This is a genomic window from Paraburkholderia sp. DD10, assembly GCF_049177125.1.
Lineage (GTDB): Bacteria > Pseudomonadota > Gammaproteobacteria > Burkholderiales > Burkholderiaceae > Paraburkholderia > Paraburkholderia terricola.
The window spans coordinates 88491-108411 of sequence record NZ_CP185394.1; the positions used below are offsets into that span (position 1 = coordinate 88491).

Sequence of the window (19921 nt, forward strand, 5' to 3'; positions counted from 1 at the left end):
GATCAGGTGAGCTCAGGCGGCCATTCGATGCTCGTAGAACGGTCGCTCCCGATCATCGAGAATCGCGTACTGCGCCGCAAGATTGCGTGGATCGGGACTGAGCCACGCGTCGATATGCTCCGGCTTGATGGGAATGATGCAGCGATTGTGGCCGGCTGCGGCAACTTCAGGGGGCGGCTCATCAGTAACGGCCGCGAAAGAAAACAGATCAGGCTCGCCTGGGCTTTGCCAGTGCGACCACAGGCAGGCGACGAGCATGTCCTGAGCGGGCTGCGGCTTGAACTCCAGGACCACGTTTTCCTCTATTTCTCCTTCGGCGAGCTCGCGCCCTTCCAGGCGATGTCGTTTCACGTTTTCATAGAACGCATTCGCGACGATAAGACCGTGCGAATACCCAAAAACGCCCTTCCAGAAGCCTTCGAGGTTGTCAAGCCTGGCATTGTAGAGTCCGGGATATTTCTTGTCGTAGAACGCAGGCTTGCCAGCCGGGCGACAGTGGTATCGCATCGGCTTGATGACGCGCTTACCGTCTTCCATGATCATGACCGGAGCATAGTTGCCGGGGAAAATTCGCGAATCGCGGTCTTTCAGTTCGGTGCGCCGGAGATCGTCGAGCCCGCGCAGCGCCGACTCGATCTTGCTGGTTGCGATCCGTTTGCTTTCGGTGGCCGCCTTCGTCGTCTTGCTTTGCAGGGCGCGATCCGCGTCGGCGAGTCGCGCGCGCTGCTTGAACAGGTCCTGCTCCAGCCTGGTTGCCTGCTCGCCGTTGAACCGGTCGATCGCCTCCCTGATCCGACGTTCCTCGTCGGTTTGGGGCACCGAGAACGCAGCGTCCATCGCCTTCGGAATCTTGATGTTGCTGCCCTCGGCGCGTTCCCAGTACAGCTGCGCGAATTCCCGGATGCTCATGTGCGCGCCAAACATCCTGACGTACTTGCGGTAGTCCGCCTGGATCTGGGCTGAATAGCACATGGTGGCTCTCCTTGAAAGAAGGTGCGCGAATATGGTACGCCGGTTCTTAATGGAAGCTTCGTGTCGACGTGACGAGCGAGCCGAGCAGCGGGGACACGTCGACCAGCCGGTGTGCGACGAGGTGGCGCACTTCGCCCTCCCGCTGCCAGACGCCGTACACGGCAAGCAGTGACGAGCCGAGCGCCTCCCCTCCGCTGCTTTTCCAGCAGGGACGGCCAGATGATGACGTTGACCTGCCCGGTCTCATCCTCCAGCGTGACGAACATCACACCCTTGGCCGTGCCCGGCCGCTGCCGGACTGTCACGATGCCGCAGGCGCGCGCGAGTTGCCCGTTCCGGAAGCCGGCCAGCGTCGTAAGCGTCGCGGCGCGGCCGTCTTGATCTGTGCAATCGGAGACGCCAAAGTGGTTCCCACCATTTCGAGTAGCGGGAACCATTTTGGGATCAGAAGAGAAGCCAACGTCGGGAACACGTAAAGGCAGACCGAACCATAGCCCAGAGCTTCGACGTCGCCTGGCCGCGGCTGCATGTGAACCAGGCGTCTCTGTTTCGAAACTCGCCCGGGAACATGGCATCAACGCGAACATGTTGTTCAAGTGGCGGCGGCGTTACCGTGCGGAGCAAGCTGCCGGGACGACCGAACTTGTTCCGGTGACGGTCGTGAGCGACGCGCCGGTCGCCATCACGCCTACATCTTCGGTCGAACCGGAGACGGTGAAGCCAACCCGGACCATCGGCACGATTGAAGTTCGAATTGGCCGGGCGGTGATCAAGGTCGATGGTGTGGTTGACGCCGAAACGCTGCGTACGGTGCTCAAGAGTGTGCGATCGTGATCGGCCTGCCAACGGGTACGCGCGTGTGGATCGCGGCGGGCGTAACCGACATGCGTAGCGGCTTTCCTGCCCTTGCCGCGAAGGTGCAAACGGCACTCCAAGAGAATCCGCTCGGCGGCGATGTGTTCATTTTTCGAGGGCGTCGCGGCGATCTCGTAAAAATTCTGTGGGCAACCGATGACGGCCTATGGCTTCTTGCGAAGCGGCTTTCGCGCGGACGGTTTATCTGGCCACAGGCTGATGGAGGCAAGATCTATCTGACGTCTGCGCAGTTGTCGATGTTGCTGGAAGGCATCGATTGGAGACAACCCCGTCGTACGGCCGCATTGTCGATGTTGTAAACCGCATCGAAGGCTCGTAAACTGCAGCGCATGCCTGACCATGCGCCGCTTCCGCAAACCGTTGCCGAGCTCCACGCCTTGGTGCTCGAGCAGCAGGCATCGATGGCAAAGATGCGCCAGGAGATCGCCGAACGCGACCGGGAGATTGTTGAGCGGGACCAGGAACTTGAGCGCCTGAAGGCACAGATCGACAAGCTCAGGCGCATGCACTTCGGTCGTAAATCCGAGCAGGTAGACCGGCAGATCGATCGGCTCGAAACCCAACTTGAGGATCTGGCAGCGGGCAGCGGCGTTGCCGATGTTCGCCGTGCGCGCGCTCGTGCATCAAGTTCAGGCGCGTCTGCGGCATCCGCAAAGCAAGCCCTGCCGCCCCATCTGCCACGCGAAGACCGCGTGCTCGAGCCCGACTCCATCTGCCCGAAATGCGACAACGCCATGGACTTGCTCGGCGAGGATGTATCCGAGCAACTCGCGCGCGTCACAGCAATGTTCAAGGTCATCCGCACGATCCGCCGCAAACGGATCTGCTCCAGTTGCGGCCATATAGGGCAACGTCCCATGCCGGGGCTGCCAATCGAGCGCAGCATCGCGCATCCGAGCTTGCTGGCCGAGATCATCGTTTCGAAATATGCGAACCATACGCCGCTGTATCGGCAATCCGAGATCGCGGCGCGCGACGGCGTCCGTCTCGATCGGGCCACCATGGCGCGCTGGGTCGGGCAATGCGAAGAACTCTGCCGGTTGCTGACTGAAGCGCTGCGTCGCTACACGATGTCGGCTGCGAAGCTCCACGCGGATGACACGCCGATCCCCGTGCTCGCGCCCGGCAACAAGAAAACCAAAACCGGTCGGTTGTGGGTCTACGTGCGCGATGATCGACGCTCTGGCTCGAGCGAACCCGCTGCTGTCTGGTTCGCGTACTCGCCGGACCGCAAAGGCGTGCACCCCCAGACCCATCTTGCCGGATTCGAAGGCGTCCTTCAGGCGGACGGCTATGCCGGCTTCAACGAGCTGATCGAAAGGGGCAAGGTTCGCCTGGCATCTTGCTGGGATCACGCGCGCCGATACGTCTTCAACGTCCATGAGACCGCCCCGTCGGAAACCACGAAGCAATGGCTCGACATGATCGGCGATCTCTACGAAATCGAGGCTGCTATCCGCGGCAAACCACCCGATGAGCGGCGACGCGTCAGGCAAGAAAAGAGCAACCCGTTGCTCGGGGTCCTCGAGATGTCGATGAGGGAGAAACTCGCGACGCTTTGGCCGAAGGCACCGTTGGTCGAAGCGATTAACTACTCTCTGAACCGCTGGGATGGACTCACGCTGTTCTGTGACGACGGCCGCGTCGAGATCAGCAACGTGCTCGCCGAAAATGCCTTGCGCTGTGTGGCCCTTGGTCGGCGCAATTTTATGTTCGCGGGCTCCGACAGCGGTGGTGAGCGAGCCGCCGCAATGTATAGCCTGATCGGCTCGTGCAAATTGAACAACATCAATCCACGCGCCTACCTGGAATTCGTGCTCACGCACATTGCGGATCACCAGGCCAATCGCATCGACGAACTATTGCCCTGGAACGTCGCAAAGCATCTCCGCCCATCTACACCTGCCTCGCTTTGATCCCTTCTGGCAGCGGCACGATGCGCCCGCCGCGTTCTTCGACGCTTGTCCAGAGAATTCTCAACGGCCCTCACGCGACGCTTACCCAGCGTCGACGCCGGCAGCAGGCGCTGGTCGAGCAGGCGAGGGCGCAGCAGTTCCAGCGGATGCCGGCCGAGTGTCAGACCGAGGGTCCGGTAATCGCTGGCGATCTGCTGGCCTTCCGTCATCGGCGCGAGGACCGGCGTCGCGTCGTCATCAGTCGCGCCGCGCAGCAGATCCCGGTCCGGTACCGCAGCCACCGCATGCCACAGAGCTGCGCGCCGGTCGCCGGCGAGCGAGCGTAACGCGTCGGCTGCCGCGAGCGCCTGCAGGTCCTTGCTTTCGAGTTGCGCGCGTCGTGCCAGATCGGAGACATCGGCAAAGGGCCGAACAGCCCGCGCGAGCTCGATGCGCGCGGCGGCCTCCTCCTTCAGGCCACGCACCAGCGACATGCCGAGGCGTACCGGCGCGCGAGTCGATCTGCCCTCGACTGCCGAGTCCCAGTTGCTGAGCGTCACGTCGACCGGCAGCACCTTCACGCCGTGGCGCCTGGCATCCTGCACGAGCTGCGAGGGCGAATAGAAACCCATTGGCTGGCTGTTGAGCATGGCGACGAGAAACGCGACCGGCTCATGACACTTCAGCCACGCGCTCGCGTAGACGAGCAGCGCGAAGCTCGCTGCGTGACTCTCCGGAAAGCCATATTCGCCGAAGCCCTGGATCTGCGCAAAGATGGATCATCCCGTAGGTGTCGGGATCTTCGGCAGGAATGTCCTGCAGTTCGAACGGTTCGCCACGCTTTTCTGAAATGATGTCGAGCGCGCGGCGGATGGCGGACAGCATGCCGAGTGCGAGCACGTCGATCTTCAGCAGGCCAAGCGCCTCGATATCGTCCTTGTCCCACTGGATGATCGAGCGGTCGGCCATCGCGGCGTTCTCGATCGGCACCAGCCTCGACAGCTTGCCGCGGCTGATGACGAAGCCACCACTGTGCTGCGACAGATGTCGTGGAAAGCCCAGCAGCAGCGCCGCGAAATTCGCCCACTGCGCGATCAGCGGCGACCCGGGATCGAGCCCAGCTTCGGCGAAGCGGTTCAGCAGATCGCCGCTCGAATCGAACCACTGGTGGGCCTTCGCCACGCGATCAACGATCGCCGGATCCACGCCGAGTGCCTTGCCCGATTCGCGCAGCGCGCTGCGCGGGCGGTATGTTGTCACCGCAGCCGTCAGCGCGGCGCGATCGCGCCCGTACTTGCGGTAGATGTACTGGACGACTTCCTCGCGGCGCTGGTGCTCGAAGTCCACATCGATATCAGGCGGCTCGCCGCGCTCTTTCGAGATGAACCGCTCGAACAGCATCGAGGAGCGTGCGGGATCCACTTCGGTCACACCCAGGGCGAAGCAGACGGCCGAGTTGGCCGCCGACCCGCGCCCCTGGCAAAGGATGCCCTCGCTGCGCGCGAACCGGACAATGTCGTAGACCGTGAGGAAGTACGGCTCGTAGCGCAGATCCCCAATCAGCGCGAGTTCGTGTTCGATCTGCAGTTGCACCTGATGGGGGACGCCTCCCGGCCAGCGGCGATGCGCACCAATGTAGGTTTCTTGACGAAGGTAGCTTGTGGGTGTATGGCCGGCCGGCACCAGCTCGTCGGGATATTCATAGCGCAGCTCGTCGAGCGAAAACGTGCACAGGTGCGCGATCCGCAGCGTCTCCTCAAGCATCCGCTGCGGGTACAGGTTGGTGGGCGAGTCGCAGACGCGATCGCAGATGCTGCTCTGCGTTGGACGCGAGATCATAGCCGCACTCGGCGACCGGTCTGCCGACCCGGATCGCCGTCAGCACGTCCTGCAGTGGTTTGCGCGAACGCACGTGCATGACAGGTGCGCCGGTCGCCACGACGGGAATGCCGTGGCGCGCAGCGACGTGTTCGACGGTACCTCGGTGGATGTCATCCATTGCCCGGGCATGCAGCGTGAGCGCGATCCACGCGCGATCGCCGAAGGTCTGGGCGAACCACTCGACCTGCGTATCCAGCCTCTCTTTGTCGGCTGGGTAGTCCGGTGACAGGATCGCGACGCAGTCCGGCAGTCCCCGCAGGTGCCCAAAGGGCTTCTCGGGGTGCGCGAGATCCAGGGGGGCAATCCGGTAGCTGCCCTTGTGCGCGCGCATGCGGCCGAGCGTGATCAGCTCGGACAGGTTGCCGTAGCCTTCGCGTGTCATCGCCAGCGCGGTGAATGACAGGGCAGGCGTGCCGTCGGCGTTGGTCAGATGGAAGTGTGACCCGACGATGAACGGCAGACCGGCCTTCTTCGCCTCGACGTGGGCACGAACAACGCCGGCCAGCGAACATTCATCCGTGATGGCCAGTGCAGCATAGCCCAGCTGCGCAGCACGTGCAGTGAGGTCTTCGGCGTGGGATGCGCCGTGCAGAAAGGAGAAGTTTGACGCGCACTGAAGCTCCGCATAGTCGGGCAGTGCGCCGTAAGTTGGCGCCATGGACGATCACCCGAACAGGCCGTGGAGGAACCAGCGCGGCTCGCGATCATCGCGCGCGCCCGTGCGTTCACGGAACACCCAGTAGTGCACCGCATCGCCGGATTCGGCGACAAAGTAATCCCGCGTCACCAGGTGTCCGTCCTGCCAGCCGCCCTCGATACGTTCGGCCGGCGACACCATGCGCAGCGGGGTGCCGTAGAACGGACGGTGGCCGCGCATGATGAGCTGCACCGGACTGTCGAGCAGCCAGGTCGGCCGCGGAAGGCCGGACGGTGGCGGCATGGACCTGACGGTCTCGCCGACGGGTAGCCAGCGCGCGGCGACCTCGGGGCGGTGGTCGGCAACGGGCGCCGCCCGGGTGACATTCTGGGCGCCGAGCCGGGCGACGAGCAGTTCCATCAAGCGCGCATGATCCTGTGGCGAACCGCCAGGCTCCGGGAACAGCGATTCGCTCGGCGCGTCCGCTTCGCGCACCTCCTTCGCGTCGAGACGAACGGCGATGACCGGCGCGGCCAGCTCGACGCGGCCCAGCCGTCCTTTCAGAAGACGCACGAGGTGGTCCTCGCGCGACGTCGGTTCCGCGAGGGCAACTTCGATTGCCGTCGGCGGCACCGCCGCGCGGCCGCGCTCATGCTCGAGCTCAAGCACAAATCGGCGATCGCAAGCTGTCGGGCCGACAGCCAGCCGGTCTGGCAAGGAGGCGCGGAGCGAGCCGCTGGCGACGTGCCGGCCGCCTATTTTTTCCAGAAGGCTCTCAGCTCTGCCTCCGATCCGTTGAAGAGATTCCTGTCGAAGCGACCGACGTTTGGGATCTTCGTGGGTTCCGGCCCGAGCGATCCATCGGTGTATTGCCATAGCGTCCACTTGGTCCAATTAGGTGGCACAACGGGCGTGGGCCCGTATTGCGCAAGCCAGAACCAGCAATTGGCGAGCACTGGATCGTTCTTGGTGCCCAACTGCTGTTTGATGGTGTGCCCAGAGTAGAAGCCGGGATAACGGCCCGTGACCACATGTACGTGAGTGACGAAAGCCCGCGCCTCTTCCAGGCTCATACTGGGCCCGGTTGGGTTTGACTCGAAATCGAGCGCCAGCATCGTTTCCTTCGTATCGCCGACGGTTTCGATGAAGTGGACGGCCTGCTGCACACCGTCGCAGTCAGTACCGAAATGATACGCGCCCCAGAGCAAACCGGCCTTCTGCGCGGCGTCACGATGGTCCTCATAGGTCTGGTCCCTTGAAATGAGCCCTTGGGTGGCCTTGTGAATTACACCAACGATGCCTGCCGCTTTGAGTCCCTCGAAGTTGACGGGATCGTTGTGATGAGAAATGTCGACGACGGCGTTGTATCCATTCAACATGTCTGCCTCGCTTCTGAGCAGTGGGTAAGCCAAAAGTGGCTTCTTACGGGTAAGAGCGGCATTGAGGAAAGCCCCGCCTGGCACGTGGCCGAAAGACGATCCTGCCTCCGATTTTCAACACACGGACGAACGCCCGCCGCTAAGGCGCCGAACGGACTGAATGGTAGGTCGCCGACCGCGTTTAGAAGTTAGTTTCGACAGTGAAGTGTGGGCTAGCGAACCGATTTGGCCAACGGCATCAGAGCCGAACTTGACTTCGTTGTTAGCCAACCTAAATTTCATCCAAGGATTTCGGGCGACTTCGGTGAAGGGCTCGTGCCCGAGCGTCGTTCGACCTTTTGCCCCGATGAGCGGGAGGCGGCATGGCTGAAGTTGACAGTGCGGAGTCTCAGGCTTCGAATTCGGCGGCGAACGAGCTTCATGAGGCCACTGCAGGCGTTGCTGAAAGTCCCGCGTCCCCGGGGTCAGCAGCTAGCGATCGTCAGCCGGCTGCTTCTCCGGCGACCGATAGAGACGGCGACGGCTCCCTAATCTTTGCTGCGGTGCGGCGGGCGTTCGCGCTCGGTTGGAACCTTGTCGAGCTGAAAGGCCGCATCAAGGCGGAGCGCTGGGAGGTCGAGCAGCGGGGAATGCGCGTCGCGAGCCTCTGGCGTGTTTCGCTATCCAAGATAGCGTTGATGCATTCCCAGGTATTCCCACTGATAGGTACCGACAGGACCTTCTACGCGCCGCAAGAAGCGCTCCCAAAGTACCTGTTTCCAGACGCGGACGACCCTGACTACACGCAGTTCAGCCTTTTGGACGCGCGGGACGACAACGTGAAGCTCGCGAGCTTTAAGCTCTACGACGTTACTCGGCGGGCAATCAACTGTCTCGCGCTGCTCTACGTCGACCCGAATGACAGCTTGGACAGTGATCGGATCAGACATCTACAGAGCGCGCTCGTTAGCGCGGTCGCTCAAGAAGCGCCAGGCGCTGATCCGAAAGATGAGCTTACCGTCCTCGTTAGGAAATTTCTTGACGCATGGGACGGGTTTCTCCGCGAGCACTACTATGCCGGGGGAATACTGCCCAACGATGAACTCGAGTCGATTGCCTACGAGGCGGGTCGCTCGATGGCGTCCCTTTCATGGACAATCACTAACGAAACGTTGGACTGGGAGCGCTCGCTGCCGCAGCTGCGCGGGCACATGCCTGTTCCGCAAGGCAATGAAGGTCTTCCCGTCGCGCGCAAGAGGGCTGCCGAAGACACCGCGCGCGATGATGACGTGAGGCGGGTGTGGGAAAACACGTTCAGGCAAGATTTCATCATTCGTCTTCAACACGATGTCGTGGCGCTTAGTTCAAAGCTCGACGAAGCATATCTGGCGGAAAAGCCGACCGGCGTCGGGGCGGCGCAACCTGGCGCTACAGACCCCGAGCTGCCGAGCGTATCGATCCGTGCGATCAAGCAGGGGCTCGAGTTCTGGCGGCGCGCGGTTGTTAACACACTGGACGCTGTGCCGGATGCGAAGAAGAGCGCCACGACGGAGTTCCCAGCCTATGTCGCTGAGTACGGTAAGCGCTACGAGTGGTCAGCGGGGATGCGGCTAGCACTGACAAAGCAGGTCAACCTATGGCGAACGCTGATTTGCGGCCAGCAGTCGATGAAAGCGTTCTCCACTGAGAGCGTCGCCCAGAAATTGGTGAACGAGGTGTGGGAAGAGATTCAGGGCGGCCTTGCTGCGGACATGTCTCAGGCTTTCCGCCGTGCGGAAAAGGCGGCGGAGGATATTGCCAAGGAGGCAGGTGAGGCGATTGAATCGGTCTTTTCTGCGGCGAGGGGGTTCTTCTGGCCGCTGGCGATCCTTGCCGTTATGGTCGTCGTCGCGGTGTTGGTATTACTGATCGGGCAGAAACCTGCGGCAGATGCAGTCGCACCGGGAGTCGGCGTGGCGGGGATCGGCGCGGCGGTCGCGGCGGTGCTCAAGTGGTTTGACTTCTCGCACTTTAAGGAGAAAACCAAGGCCGACTTCACTAAGAACGCAGGGAATAAGACCGCGTCTGCGACTACCGAAACTGATGGCGGCATTGCCGAGCGGCTGGGCAATCTGTCGCACTCGATAGCCACTGATGCGCTGTCGGCTATGAAAAGCGGCTTCGCTCAGGTACAGACGGAGCTAGCCGACTTAAATCGCAGCGTAAGCGTTGCCTATCCCCTCATCGATTACATCGCTCTTGAGAGAAGTGGGGCAAGCGCGAGCGGCAAAATAGAGCCTCCGGTGAGCGGCGCAAAAGCGGCGCCGCCGGCGGGCACTGCTAGCATAGGAAGCGTTCTTCTCCTCAAGGACATCATCTGGACTAGCGAGGAACGCGCTGAGGAAATAAAGGCCGTGGTGCGAGCAGCCTTCGGTCCCGTTGCGGTTCTTGCTTACTCTGCAACGCAGAACCAAAAGAAGAACGAGAAATAACGGCTCTCGCTTTTCGCTCGCCGCCTTGATCTCCTGCTGAACCGCCTACCTACACTCTTCCTGGTGACTTATGAGTCGTTTTTCTTCATCCGACGATGCGCTGCAGGCGCGCGATAATCCGGAACTGGCGCCGGGGCAGCCGCAGGTTGCGCAGCTGCCGGCGCGCGGACTGCTCTTCCTTGCCGCCGAGCCTGAGCTGAAGGGTTTTCCCGGCGCGCAGCCGAGTCGGCGCCGGATGAGCGCACGCGTGCCACCTTGCTACGCGCCAGCATGCATTGGATGCGACACACGTTCGGCTCGCACGCGCTGGCCAATGGCATGGAAGTCGACGTGGGCCGGGTAGAGCCAGGAGCATGCGCCGACCGAAACGACATCGCGCAGAATCGCGGGCGCCCCGGGTTCTTTTCCGCGGCCTGTCGATCTCCATGCATCTGCGTTCGCTTGTTCCCGTCGAGCGTTATCAACGCCAGGTTCCGCGAGATCCAGGAGGCCGAAGCGCTTACTGCGCGAGCACACATTGCGGCTACACTTATGTCTTTGCTTCGAGTCCGATACTCATTCGACGCTGCTTGCGTTTCGTCTCACGCTTACTGAACAAACTCCCATTCGCAGGTGAGGGTGCACGAAGCATGCGAAGCGACAGCCATCAACCGTCCTTGGCGAGGTTGCACATGGCAACTGCACGACGGCGCCTTGGGGTATTACTTGCCCTGGCGATACTACTGGCTCCTTCACTCGGCACGTGCGCGACGGCCTCGCCGGACTACGACAAGGTGTGCGCCGAACACGAAGCATATTGGACGGCTCGTGAGGTTTCTTTATGGAACGAGATATGCTCTGGCAAGTCTGCGGATTTCTACGATCCCGCATCATCCGCTCTCTCCCGTCTTCCTCTTCCCTTCCGCCGCCCTCCTCTCCTCGACGCCTGGAGTAGCCAGGCCCAAGCCAACGCGAAGTCTGAAAAAACAAGGTCTTATCCGTACCTTTCTGCGCTTCCTTTTCTTCCTGTTGCTCCTGATTATTCTTCCTACTCCCTTCGACGGCTAGTCTCGGTGAGCCCGCAGTTTATCCGCGATATCCTGGCCAGTCCTCGCTACAAAAACGCTATTCCAAACCACAAGCTGGAAGTTGATTCGGTTGACGTCGCGAGCTATTCGGAGATTCGTCTAGATCGACTGTCGCTGCCCGGGCTTTCGTTCAAAGACGTTACTCTGCCGATGGTGACGATGGCCGACTCTGTAATAAACGGATCCCTTGAGCTGGACAATGTACGAGTGAAAAGTCTCTATATGGAGGGCCTTACCGTGGACAATGTGCGCATTGTTCTTACGATGTTTACAGGCGCCGGTCGTATGATGCCCGTTTATAACGGCGTGCTCGATGCCACTGGCTCCAAAATCAACGGTAACCTCCATGTCTTCGGCGTCGTTGCTTGCAAAGTAAGCTTGCAAGATGCGAGGGTCGCAGGAAGTGCTTACGTAGACGGCCTGTCGGCGTATCTACTCGATTTTCGAAACGGACAGTTCAGTAGTGCAGTCACGTTGACCGGCTCACACTTAGGCGTGCAGGGCAAAGCGTCGTGTGATGACACCGAAGTGACGGATGCGTTAAAGCTGGCTAACGTCAATTTCGAAGGCGCGCACTTCGCCTCGACACTGAAGCTCATCAATGATGAGTTTTCCGATGCCGACTCGGCTCGCCGCCACGATCTCGGTGGTTACGTTGGTCTGGGCAGCGCACTGATCGGCGGGAGCCTGGAAATCACTGGGTCAACGTTTTATTCTGTCTTGGATCTCGGCGGTTCCGAGATAGCAAACCAGCTGATTTTGGCAAGGGAGGGGACCAAAGGTCGCAGCGGTGCCGCCGTTAGATGGGGACCGGATGCAACGCTGTTTCTCGATAACGCGAAGATCGGGACGTTCTACGGTCCCCGGGTGAAAGCGCTGTGGCCCAAGCAAATAGAGATACGGAACCTGAGTTTCAAGGCGTTCGTATCGAAGGAAGGCGCACTCTGGTCGGACCCAGGCGAGTCGTTGCCAGGCGAGTTACCTCCCGTCGAATGGTATCCATACTGGCTTTCTCTTGCACCGGCCAGACCTTTCAGCCCTCAGCCATACGAGGCGGTCCGAGCTTATCTTACGGCTTCCGGCGAACTGGACGCCGCTACCGCGGTCGGAATCAAGGAAAAGGACCAGCTGCGCAACCAGCAATGCGCGAACCATAAAGTCGTCGATTGCGTCCTTCTGTGGATGTCCTGGGCGACGATCGGATACGGTTATCGACTTTGGCTCTCGGTCGGCTGGACCATTTTTTTCGTTATTGCTGGCGCGATGGTATTCAGGAAAACGGAAGCGGCATACCAAAATTCAATGCCGTACGGACTTGCCTACAGTTTCGAAACGTTTATCCCGTTCATTAAGCTGCGCGAGAGGCACTCCAAAATTGAAGCGTCAGGCAAGGCCAGATACTATTTTTATATCCACAAGCTCGCGGGATGGATAATCGGCCTATTCCTGGTTGCAGCAGTTTCTGGACTTACCAAGTGAACTCCAGAAGCCGGCATTTCGCGCGGCGTGAACATTGATATGCTGCGTTTAAACCCTCGACCGCCGTGGGCCGATCGCCCGGTCGACGAAAATCGTGTCTGAGATCTCGCAGGCGGTCGGCCCGGTGGCGCAGTCAGATACGACTAGTAACAAGTACATCCCGGAGGGCTGCTACCGCTGGCCGGACACGAGCATCCCCCAGCGATGCTATTGCCGCTAGCAGTGGCGGCGTTGCCCGCGGACTGTACGGCGGCAGCCTGCTGGGCAAGGGCACCACTGGGCGATTGAGTATACAGCTGCCGATATGCTGGAACAGAAACAAAGATGCAAGCCACGATGCTGAGAAGTAGGGCTACCAACAGATGGGCCACGCCTAGCATTGCCGCCCGTGAGTCACCTCCGCTCATACGGGCTATCGCCCTGTCCGAATATAGCCAAAGCAAAGCCACCAAAAGTCCGAGCGGATAACAGCCGAACGCCGGAGAATTATTAAATTTGTCGACCACCAGCAACACTGTTGCAGCGAAAATAGCCGGCAAAACCGAAGCCAGCACTTTCAGCCAGTCGCCGTCGGCACTAAAACTCCGAAACGCCGCTGCCGCGAACGATCCGACGAATGCGCCTAGGCAGAACAGTCCAAGATAATCCACGGCCGCCGGTCTCCGCTCAGATAATCCATCTCACGTGAAACGCAGCGCCCGGGCTTTCCCCAGCCCGGACCTAACTACATTCTGCCCCTGTAGTCCGAGCATAGGTGTCCTTGCTGTAAATAGCGAGCCAGCCAGGGAGGGCCTCCACGAGGTGACCGGCTCAATCCGTGGCCTGGACGCCGGTTTTCATCATGGGTGAAGTCTCGGCGGGCGACGAACGGTGGCGAAGTGACATTAACCTTTGACGAGACTGATCGGATACTCGACGACATCGGACTACCCGCGAAAAAAGTTGGCAGGTCGGCGGCCCACTACGAACTGCGGGTGTCGGCCGAACTTTGCCGATCGTCTAGCATCGAACGGTGCTTGCCAGGATCGGCAGCACGCGGACACATTGCATCCGTTCGGACCAACGTTGCTACCCGTCCGCTCCGGAAGCGGACCGGTCTCAATCTTTTGACGCCCTCTCCTGGTGCTGGGCGACGAGTGCCCTGGTTCGGCGCAGTCCGTCAAGATGCGCATCGCCCCATCGAAGCGTTTGTCGAAAAAACACACACCGCGTTTTTTGCTCCGAATACTTCGCAACGATTGCTTATACTCGGTGCACCTCTTTCTCCGGGGCGCATCGTATGCGGCAGGAATGGCTTGAATATTTCCAGCGACTTGACTGGAACACTCCGATGATTCTGGCGCTGGCGTCAGGGGCAGTCGGCTCTGTCATCACGCTCGCGTGGATCTCGGCAAGGGATGCCAGGAAGCGCAGCCGTCAGCGACGCGACGCTGCACTGGAGCTTGCGTTATCGCTGGAAAGCTACGCCCGGACCTGCCGGACCATGATGCATAAGGCCGCCTGGGCGGCATCGGAGCCGGTCGGTCCGATGAGCCGCGACGCCAGCCAGGGCGTGTCCGTCCCTGTCTTTGCCTATCCGGACAAGCTTCAGTGGCACGTCCTGAGCCGCAAGGCTATCTCGGAACTCCGCGAGTACCCGGCAACGGTGTACGCCGCCCGGGAATATGTGGAAGCCTGCCGCGAATTCGGTGAGCCGAACGGCCTGTGTGGCCAGGTTGAATACGAATGTGCAAAGGCTGCGATGGCAGCATTGGCACTTGCACGGACCACGCGCCGGCGGCACGGAGCCGCAACGTGGAAGCCGGGTGCCAGGGATTCAGCGATTGAGCGCGAACTGTCCGACTTCATCGCGAACGCTGAAGAAAAGCGCAAGGCGTGGCTCGGGCGTCGAACGGAGTCCCCAGCTGGTCGGCGAGCTGACGCGCAACCGTTCGGTGAGGCGCGAGGCGCCTGAAACCTGGACCCGAACCCCGACGTGTGGCCAGATCCGTATAGCCCCAGTCTGCTCGCGGTGACTGCTGTCATGCATGCCAGAAGTGGACCACCTGCACCCGCCCCGGAAATGTCTGCCGGGTCTTCGTGACGGAAAGCAAAACGTAATTAAAAACTTTCCAGATCTTCCTAAAGAACGCTCAAACGAAGCCGTTATTGGTCATACGAAAGGCGCAGTTAGCTGGACAAAAGCCTGCGCAATAAAGACCAGACCGATTCGAGAGAGCCCGCAACGGAAGTTGCGTGAAAACAGATGTCACGGAGTGCACGGGGAACCTGCGCGGCCTACGGGAGCCCGCGTTCGCATCGGTTCAGAATCAGGCTGCTTTTTGCCTTGCTGGCCGCCGCGCCCTGCGGCATTCATGCAAAAGGCATCGCGACCGATGGTGGAACCGCGACAACGGTCTCCACTGCCGCAAATGGCCATCAGACGGTCAATCTTGCTCCCGCCTTTGCCGGCGTTTCGAATAACACCTATAGCAGTTTCAGCGTCGATGCAGCCGGTGCATCCCTGAACAACGTCGGCATTAACGCGCGAACGATTGTCAATCAGGTCACCAGCACCAATCCCAGCGTAATCAGCGGCCGTATCGATGTACTCGGCTCGCGCGCCAACGTCATCCTGGCCAATCCCAACGGTATTACGGTGAACGGCGGTTCATTCTTTAATACCGGCCGCCTGGCACTCACGACCGGACATGTCAGCTTCAGGGACACGGTGCCCGTGGCCGGACTACCCGAGCGGGACATCGTGCTCGACACGAGCACTGGGACGATCGTGGTTGGCCCGCAGGGACTGACGGGTGCGCTGATCGGCCTCGACCTGATCGCGAAGAACCTGCAGATCAACGGGCCGGTGACCAACAGTTTCTCGTCGCAGACCGCCAGTGTTCGCGCGGTGGCCGGCAGCAGCAATGTCACGCTCAACACAGCGGTTTCGCCGACCGACAACGACAACGACTGGCTGACGCTGAGCCCATCCACGACGCCCGCCACCGCAGGCTCGTTTGCCATCGACATCACCGCGGCCGGCAGCGTGACGAGCGGCCGTATCCAGCTGATCGTCACCGACAAAGGTCCCGGCGTGCGCAGCGCCGGACCGATGAACGCGACGCTCGGCGACTTCACGCTGTCGTCCAATGGTTCCGTGCAGTTCGCCAGCACCACATTGAGTGCGCAGAACAATCTCGACCTGCAGGTGCAGGACAGTATCGCGTTGAGCGACACGAAGTTCACGACGGACAGCGGCTTCGCGACGCTGACCGCCAGCGGCGCCGTGACGCTCACGGGCAGCAGCCTGCTCGCCGCGACGGGCATCCATATCAGCGGCGCGGGCATTGGGTTGACGCAGGACGCCACGGCGCAATCCGTGATCGCTTCCGCGAAAAGCGGTGTGGTGCTCACCAGCACCGGCGACATCACCAACTTCGGCTCGCTGATCCAGGGCCAGCAGACCAACACGCAGGACAGCGCGTCGCTTGGCGCACTGACGCTGAACGCGACCGGCAATGTGTTCAATCACTCGACCGCGGACAGCAAGCTCGCCGTTCTGTTCGGCGTGAACGGCGACGTATCGGTAACCGCCGGCGGCTCGGTGACCAACCAGAACGCCCGCATCCTGTCGAACAAGGCGCTGACGATCACCGCGGGCGGCGACGTGAACAACATCGTCGATCATTCCACCGGGACGAACGGTGGCGCGCCGGTCGGCTATTCGGACCGCAGCTGGCGGCTCGTCTTCGTCGAGCATCGTGAGAGCGGCTTTAACGTCGATTACGGCGCTATCGCCGATCCGTCGAAGCTCTCCTACATCACCGCCGACGACGGCAAGCTCGCCATTTCCGGTGCGAACGTCACGAATGTCGGCGGCTCGATTCTCGCGAATGGCGGCTCGATTGTCATCACCGCGCGCGAGCGCTTGCTCACACAGGGCGTGTTCACCGGTCAGGCCTCGTATCGGCAGACATGCTTTTTCTTCTGCAGTTCCACTTCATCGAGCACGGTCCAGGCATTCGGCGGTGTGATCGAGGCGGCTCAGGACATCACGCTGAAAGCCGGCACGCAGATCACCAACACGGGCGGCACGGTACTCGCGCTCAACGCGCTGACGCTCGACGCGCCGAAAACGCTCGCGCAGGCCGTGCTCGGCTACAGCGCGATCAACCGCACGCACGATCTGAAGGCGTGGTTCGGCAATTCGTGGTCGGCGATCTTCGCGGCGGACACGGGCGGTGTCTTTACCGGCGGCACCGGCCAGGTCGAGCTGACGGGGGAGGCCGACATAGACGGTGGATCGTTCAACGCGCCTGGCGGCATCAGGGCCGCAGGCGGCGTCAGCACGATTCGCGCGCCGTACCGCGCGCCGGTAACGATCGGCAATCACAACCGCCTTGGGCTCGTGTCATGGTTCGGGCTATGAGGTGGGGCATGAGGCAGCCCGTGAAGCGGGCCATGAAGCGGCCGATAAAGCGGGCGACAAAGCGCCGCACGCCGCGCCTTGCGCGCTGCGCGCTCGCGATCCTCGCGGCAGCGGTGACCGCGCGCGGTTTCGCGCAAACGCCGCCCGGGCCGCCGGGTTTGCCGAACGCTGCCGCCCTGGGCGGCGCTCCCTTCGGGGTGCCGATGCGCGCCGAGCAGGACCCGGCGCAGCGGCTGCTGCAGGAACAGCGTGAGCGTCAGCGTCGCGAGGAAATCCAGCAGGCGCCCGCGCAGATCGAAGTGCCGCAGCCGACCGTCGTCAATCTGCCCGAAGGCGCGGACGTCGACACGCTGCCCGACGTGGAGCCGCTGTTCAGGATCGATCGCATCGAGTTCATCGGCGACACGCTGCTCGGCAGGAGCGAACTGGATGCGATTGCCGCGCCGTTCATCGGCAGGCAGCTCGGCCGCAACCGCATCAACCTGCTGCTGCGCCGCGTCACCGAAGCGTTCATCGCGCGCGGCTACATCACGACGCGCGCCTATCTCGGCGCGCAGAATCTCGCGTCGGGCACGCTGAAGGTCAACATCGTCGACGGCAAGGTGTCGGCCTTCACGCTGAACGGCAAACCGCTGCGTCCGCGCGATCCGGACGAGCCGTGGTACACGACGCACGGTGGCGGCCTCGTCACCGACGCGGGCACCGCATGGGCGTTCGGCGACAGCCCCGGCGACGTGCTTCGCCTGCCCGATCTGGAACAGGGCGTCGACCAGATCAACCGGCTGCGCCGCAACCAGGCTGAAATCCAGATCATGCCGGGCGAGACGCCGGGCGATTCGGTCGTGGCGATCACCAACCACTATGGCGACCGCGTCTTCTACGACATCGGCATCGACAACTACGGCAGTTCGCAAACCGGCACGCTGCGCTATCGCGCCGGTGTCGAAGCGGACAACCTGATCGGCCTGCAGGAGTCGCTGTCGTTCAACTACGTCGGCACGCAGGACAGCAATGCGGTGGTGTTTTCCGCGGCGGCGCCCTACGGGTACCAGACCTTCAGCTATACGACCTCGCTCTCCGAATACCAGCAGACCATCAGCGACGTCGCCTTGCTGCAAGGCCGCACGTTCAGCCAGATTCTTGGCTGGAACGACGTGCTGACCCGCTCGCGTGCCGGGCGCACCAGCGTCGATGTGACGCTCACGAAAATGCGTACCGAACGCACGCTGAACGGCATTGAACTCTCGCCGCAGGATCTCACGGTGTTGCGTGTCGGCCTGAACGGTTTGCGCCGTTTCGTCGCGCACGATCAGGCGGCGGCCGCCACATGGGACGTCGGCGTGTCGCGAGGCCTGCCGTGGCTCTCGGCGAGCCGCGACACTGCCGGCATCGACGAAGTCGAGGCGCACAGCCAGTTCACGCGGCTCGACGCGACCGCCACGCTGCAGGTCGCGCTCGGCACGCTGGCGGGCACCCAATGGACCTATCGCGGCACGTTGCGCGGCCAGTACAGCCGCGTCGCGCTGTTCGGTAACGAGCAGATTTTCCTGGGCGGCATGGATTCCGTGCGCGGCTTCACTGAAGGCGGCATTGCCGGCGACAGCGGTTTCTATCTGCGCAACGAAGCCGCCTGGCAGAACGTGCCGGCGTGGCACGACGCGCGTCTCGAGCCGTATGTGTTTCTCGACGGCGGCAAATCGCATCTGGTCGCGCAAGGCGGCTGGCCGACCCTGATCGGCACCGGCGTCGGCGCACGCGCGCAATGGCGCCATAAAACGCAAACCGTCACCAGCGAGGTGCTGCTCGGGCAGGCCTTGCTTCAACCGGCCGCACTCGGCAAGAAAGCCACCGTGCTGCTCGCCACGCTCAACTGGTCACTCTGAAGAGGTCTATATGAAACATCGTCCGATCGCGCTTACGATCCGCGCCACCCTGATCGCCATGCTTGCCGCAGCCGGTCTGGTGAGCGGCATGCCCCTCGCGCATGCGGCCAACAAGCCGCCCTCGAAGCCCCCGGCGGAGAAGACCGTGGAAGCGGCGACGGGTCCGCTGCCCGCGAATGCAGTCGCACGCGTGAACAACGTGGTCATCACGCAGGCTCAGCTGGATGACGCGGTGCGCGCGTCGAACGCACCGGATACGCCGGCGCTACGCGCGTCGGTGAAGAACCAGCTGATCGCACGCGAACTGTTCCGTCAGGCTGCGGAGAAGCAGCACTACGAATCGCGCCCTCAGGTCGTGGCTGCCGTTGAGCAGGCGAGAACGGTAGCGATGACCGCCGCCTATCTGCGCGATCAGGTGAAGCCCGCGCCAGTGACCGAGGCGGACGTGAAAGCGAAGTACGACGCGATCGTCGCCACCCTCGGCGAGTTCGAATACAAGCCGAGCGCGATCGCCGTGAAGGACGCGGACACCGCGCAAACGGTGCTGACCCAACTGAAGAAGGGCACTGACTTCGCGCAACTCGCGAAGCAGTACAGCCAGGGCCCGGGCGCGGCGCAAGGTGGCGCGCTCAACTGGATTTCGTTCAAGACGCCGATCCAGCCGGGCACCACGCAGAACTGGCCGCAGCCGCTCGCCGAAGCGCTCGTCAAGCTGCCGCAGGGCGGTGTGTCGAGCGCGCCGGTGCAGATCGGCGACGCGTTCTGGATTCTGCGCGTCGACGAAAAGCGCGCGACGCAGATTCCGCAATACGACCAGATCAGGGACGCGCTGCGCAAGCAGCTCGAACAGCTTGCGCTGCAGAAGGCCACGGCCCAAGTGGTGGTGGATCTGATGAAGAACGCGCGGATTCAGCAGCAGTAAGAGCCCCGGTTTCAGGAGCCCCCGCTTCCCGAGGGGCGCAGCGCACGGGTTAGAAACCGCTGCAACGCT

The 19921-nt window shown here is 62.0% G+C and carries 11 protein-coding genes and 3 pseudogenes; 9 read left to right on the forward strand and 5 right to left on the reverse strand.

The window, feature by feature from the left end; translation table 11 throughout:
• Positions 1 to 12: 12 nt before the first annotated feature.
• Together ACOCG7_RS34170 and ACOCG7_RS34175 are read right to left on the reverse strand one after the other, a co-directional pair.
• Positions 13 to 972, reverse strand: a complete 960-nt coding sequence (locus ACOCG7_RS34170) for an SOS response-associated peptidase family protein (protein ID WP_421381069.1) — start codon at positions 970 to 972, stop codon at positions 13 to 15.
• A 46-nt stretch (positions 973 to 1018) separates the two neighbouring features.
• Positions 1019 to 1322: pseudogene (locus tag ACOCG7_RS34175) on the reverse strand (OB-fold nucleic acid binding domain-containing protein); the annotation flags it as partial.
• A gap of 34 nt (positions 1323 to 1356) precedes the next feature.
• Between ACOCG7_RS34175 and tnpA the strand changes: the two are divergent.
• Genes tnpA through tnpC form a run of 3 tightly spaced genes read left to right on the forward strand, consistent with a single transcriptional unit; the run spans position 1357 to position 3764 of the window.
• Complete coding sequence (gene tnpA, locus ACOCG7_RS34180; RefSeq protein WP_411829499.1) at positions 1357 to 1806, forward strand: IS66-like element accessory protein TnpA; 450 nt, start codon at positions 1357 to 1359, stop codon at positions 1804 to 1806.
• On the forward strand, positions 1803 to 2147 hold the full coding sequence (gene tnpB, locus ACOCG7_RS34185) for an IS66 family insertion sequence element accessory protein TnpB (RefSeq protein WP_079503813.1): 345 nt from the start codon (positions 1803 to 1805) through the stop codon (positions 2145 to 2147). Before tnpA ends, tnpB begins: the two co-directional genes overlap by 4 nt.
• Before the next feature lie 30 nt (positions 2148 to 2177).
• Complete coding sequence (gene tnpC / locus ACOCG7_RS34190; protein WP_091809974.1) at positions 2178 to 3764, forward strand: IS66 family transposase; 1587 nt, start codon at positions 2178 to 2180, stop codon at positions 3762 to 3764.
• Between the two features lie 281 nt (positions 3765 to 4045).
• On the opposite strand, the pseudogene ACOCG7_RS34195 reads toward tnpC, so the two are convergent.
• The 3 genes and pseudogenes from ACOCG7_RS34195 to ACOCG7_RS34205 all read right to left on the reverse strand — a co-directional run.
• A pseudogene (locus ACOCG7_RS34195) lies at positions 4046 to 6282 on the reverse strand (PHP domain-containing protein); the annotation flags it as partial.
• A gap of 6 nt (positions 6283 to 6288) precedes the next feature.
• Positions 6289 to 6968: pseudogene (locus tag ACOCG7_RS34200) on the reverse strand (DNA polymerase Y family protein); the annotation flags it as partial.
• Between the two features lie 48 nt (positions 6969 to 7016).
• The gene (locus tag ACOCG7_RS34205) at positions 7017 to 7640 is read right to left on the reverse strand and encodes a glycoside hydrolase family 25 protein (protein WP_421381075.1); all 624 of its coding nucleotides are present in this window, start codon (positions 7638 to 7640) and stop codon (positions 7017 to 7019) included.
• Positions 7641 to 8002: 362 nt separating this feature from the next.
• Between ACOCG7_RS34205 and ACOCG7_RS34210 the strand changes: the two genes are divergently transcribed.
• From ACOCG7_RS34210 to ACOCG7_RS34235, 6 genes are all read left to right on the forward strand, one after another.
• The gene (locus ACOCG7_RS34210; protein ID WP_421381078.1) at positions 8003 to 10090 is read left to right on the forward strand and encodes a hypothetical protein; all 2088 of its coding nucleotides are present in this window, start codon (positions 8003 to 8005) and stop codon (positions 10088 to 10090) included.
• Between the two features lie 671 nt (positions 10091 to 10761).
• Positions 10762 to 12636, forward strand: coding sequence for a hypothetical protein (locus ACOCG7_RS34215; RefSeq protein WP_421381081.1), 1875 nt, complete (start codon positions 10762 to 10764; stop codon positions 12634 to 12636).
• Between the two features lie 1330 nt (positions 12637 to 13966).
• Complete coding sequence (locus ACOCG7_RS34220; protein WP_421381084.1) at positions 13967 to 14590, forward strand: hypothetical protein; 624 nt, start codon at positions 13967 to 13969, stop codon at positions 14588 to 14590.
• A gap of 291 nt (positions 14591 to 14881) precedes the next feature.
• Positions 14882 to 17047 (forward strand): filamentous hemagglutinin N-terminal domain-containing protein, encoded by a 2166-nt coding sequence (locus tag ACOCG7_RS34225; protein WP_421381087.1) that lies wholly within the window; start codon positions 14882 to 14884, stop codon positions 17045 to 17047.
• 32 nt (positions 17048 to 17079) lie between these two features.
• Positions 17080 to 18930, forward strand: a complete 1851-nt coding sequence (locus tag ACOCG7_RS34230) for a ShlB/FhaC/HecB family hemolysin secretion/activation protein (RefSeq protein ID WP_421381090.1) — start codon at positions 17080 to 17082, stop codon at positions 18928 to 18930.
• Positions 18931 to 18940: 10 nt separating this feature from the next.
• Complete coding sequence (locus tag ACOCG7_RS34235; RefSeq protein ID WP_421380641.1) at positions 18941 to 19852, forward strand: peptidylprolyl isomerase; 912 nt, start codon at positions 18941 to 18943, stop codon at positions 19850 to 19852.
• The last annotated feature ends 69 nt before the right edge of the window (positions 19853 to 19921 follow it).

Coding starts and splice junctions, on each gene's coding strand:
- ACOCG7_RS34220 (WP_421381084.1), top strand. CDS start 13,967: ATGATTCTGGCGCTGGCGTCAGGGGCAGTCGGCTCTGTCATCACGCTC.
- ACOCG7_RS34230 (WP_421381090.1), top strand. CDS start 17,080: ATGAAGCGGCCGATAAAGCGGGCGACAAAGCGCCGCACGCCGCGCCTT.
- ACOCG7_RS34215 (WP_421381081.1), top strand. CDS start 10,762: ATGGCAACTGCACGACGGCGCCTTGGGGTATTACTTGCCCTGGCGATA.
- ACOCG7_RS34225 (WP_421381087.1), top strand. CDS start 14,882: ATGTCACGGAGTGCACGGGGAACCTGCGCGGCCTACGGGAGCCCGCGT.
- tnpC (WP_091809974.1), top strand. CDS start 2,178: ATGCCTGACCATGCGCCGCTTCCGCAAACCGTTGCCGAGCTCCACGCC.
- ACOCG7_RS34205 (WP_421381075.1), bottom strand. CDS start 7,640: ATGTTGAATGGATACAACGCCGTCGTCGACATTTCTCATCACAACGAT.
- ACOCG7_RS34210 (WP_421381078.1), top strand. CDS start 8,003: ATGGCTGAAGTTGACAGTGCGGAGTCTCAGGCTTCGAATTCGGCGGCG.
- ACOCG7_RS34170 (WP_421381069.1), bottom strand. CDS start 972: ATGTGCTATTCAGCCCAGATCCAGGCGGACTACCGCAAGTACGTCAGG.
- ACOCG7_RS34235 (WP_421380641.1), top strand. CDS start 18,941: ATGAAACATCGTCCGATCGCGCTTACGATCCGCGCCACCCTGATCGCC.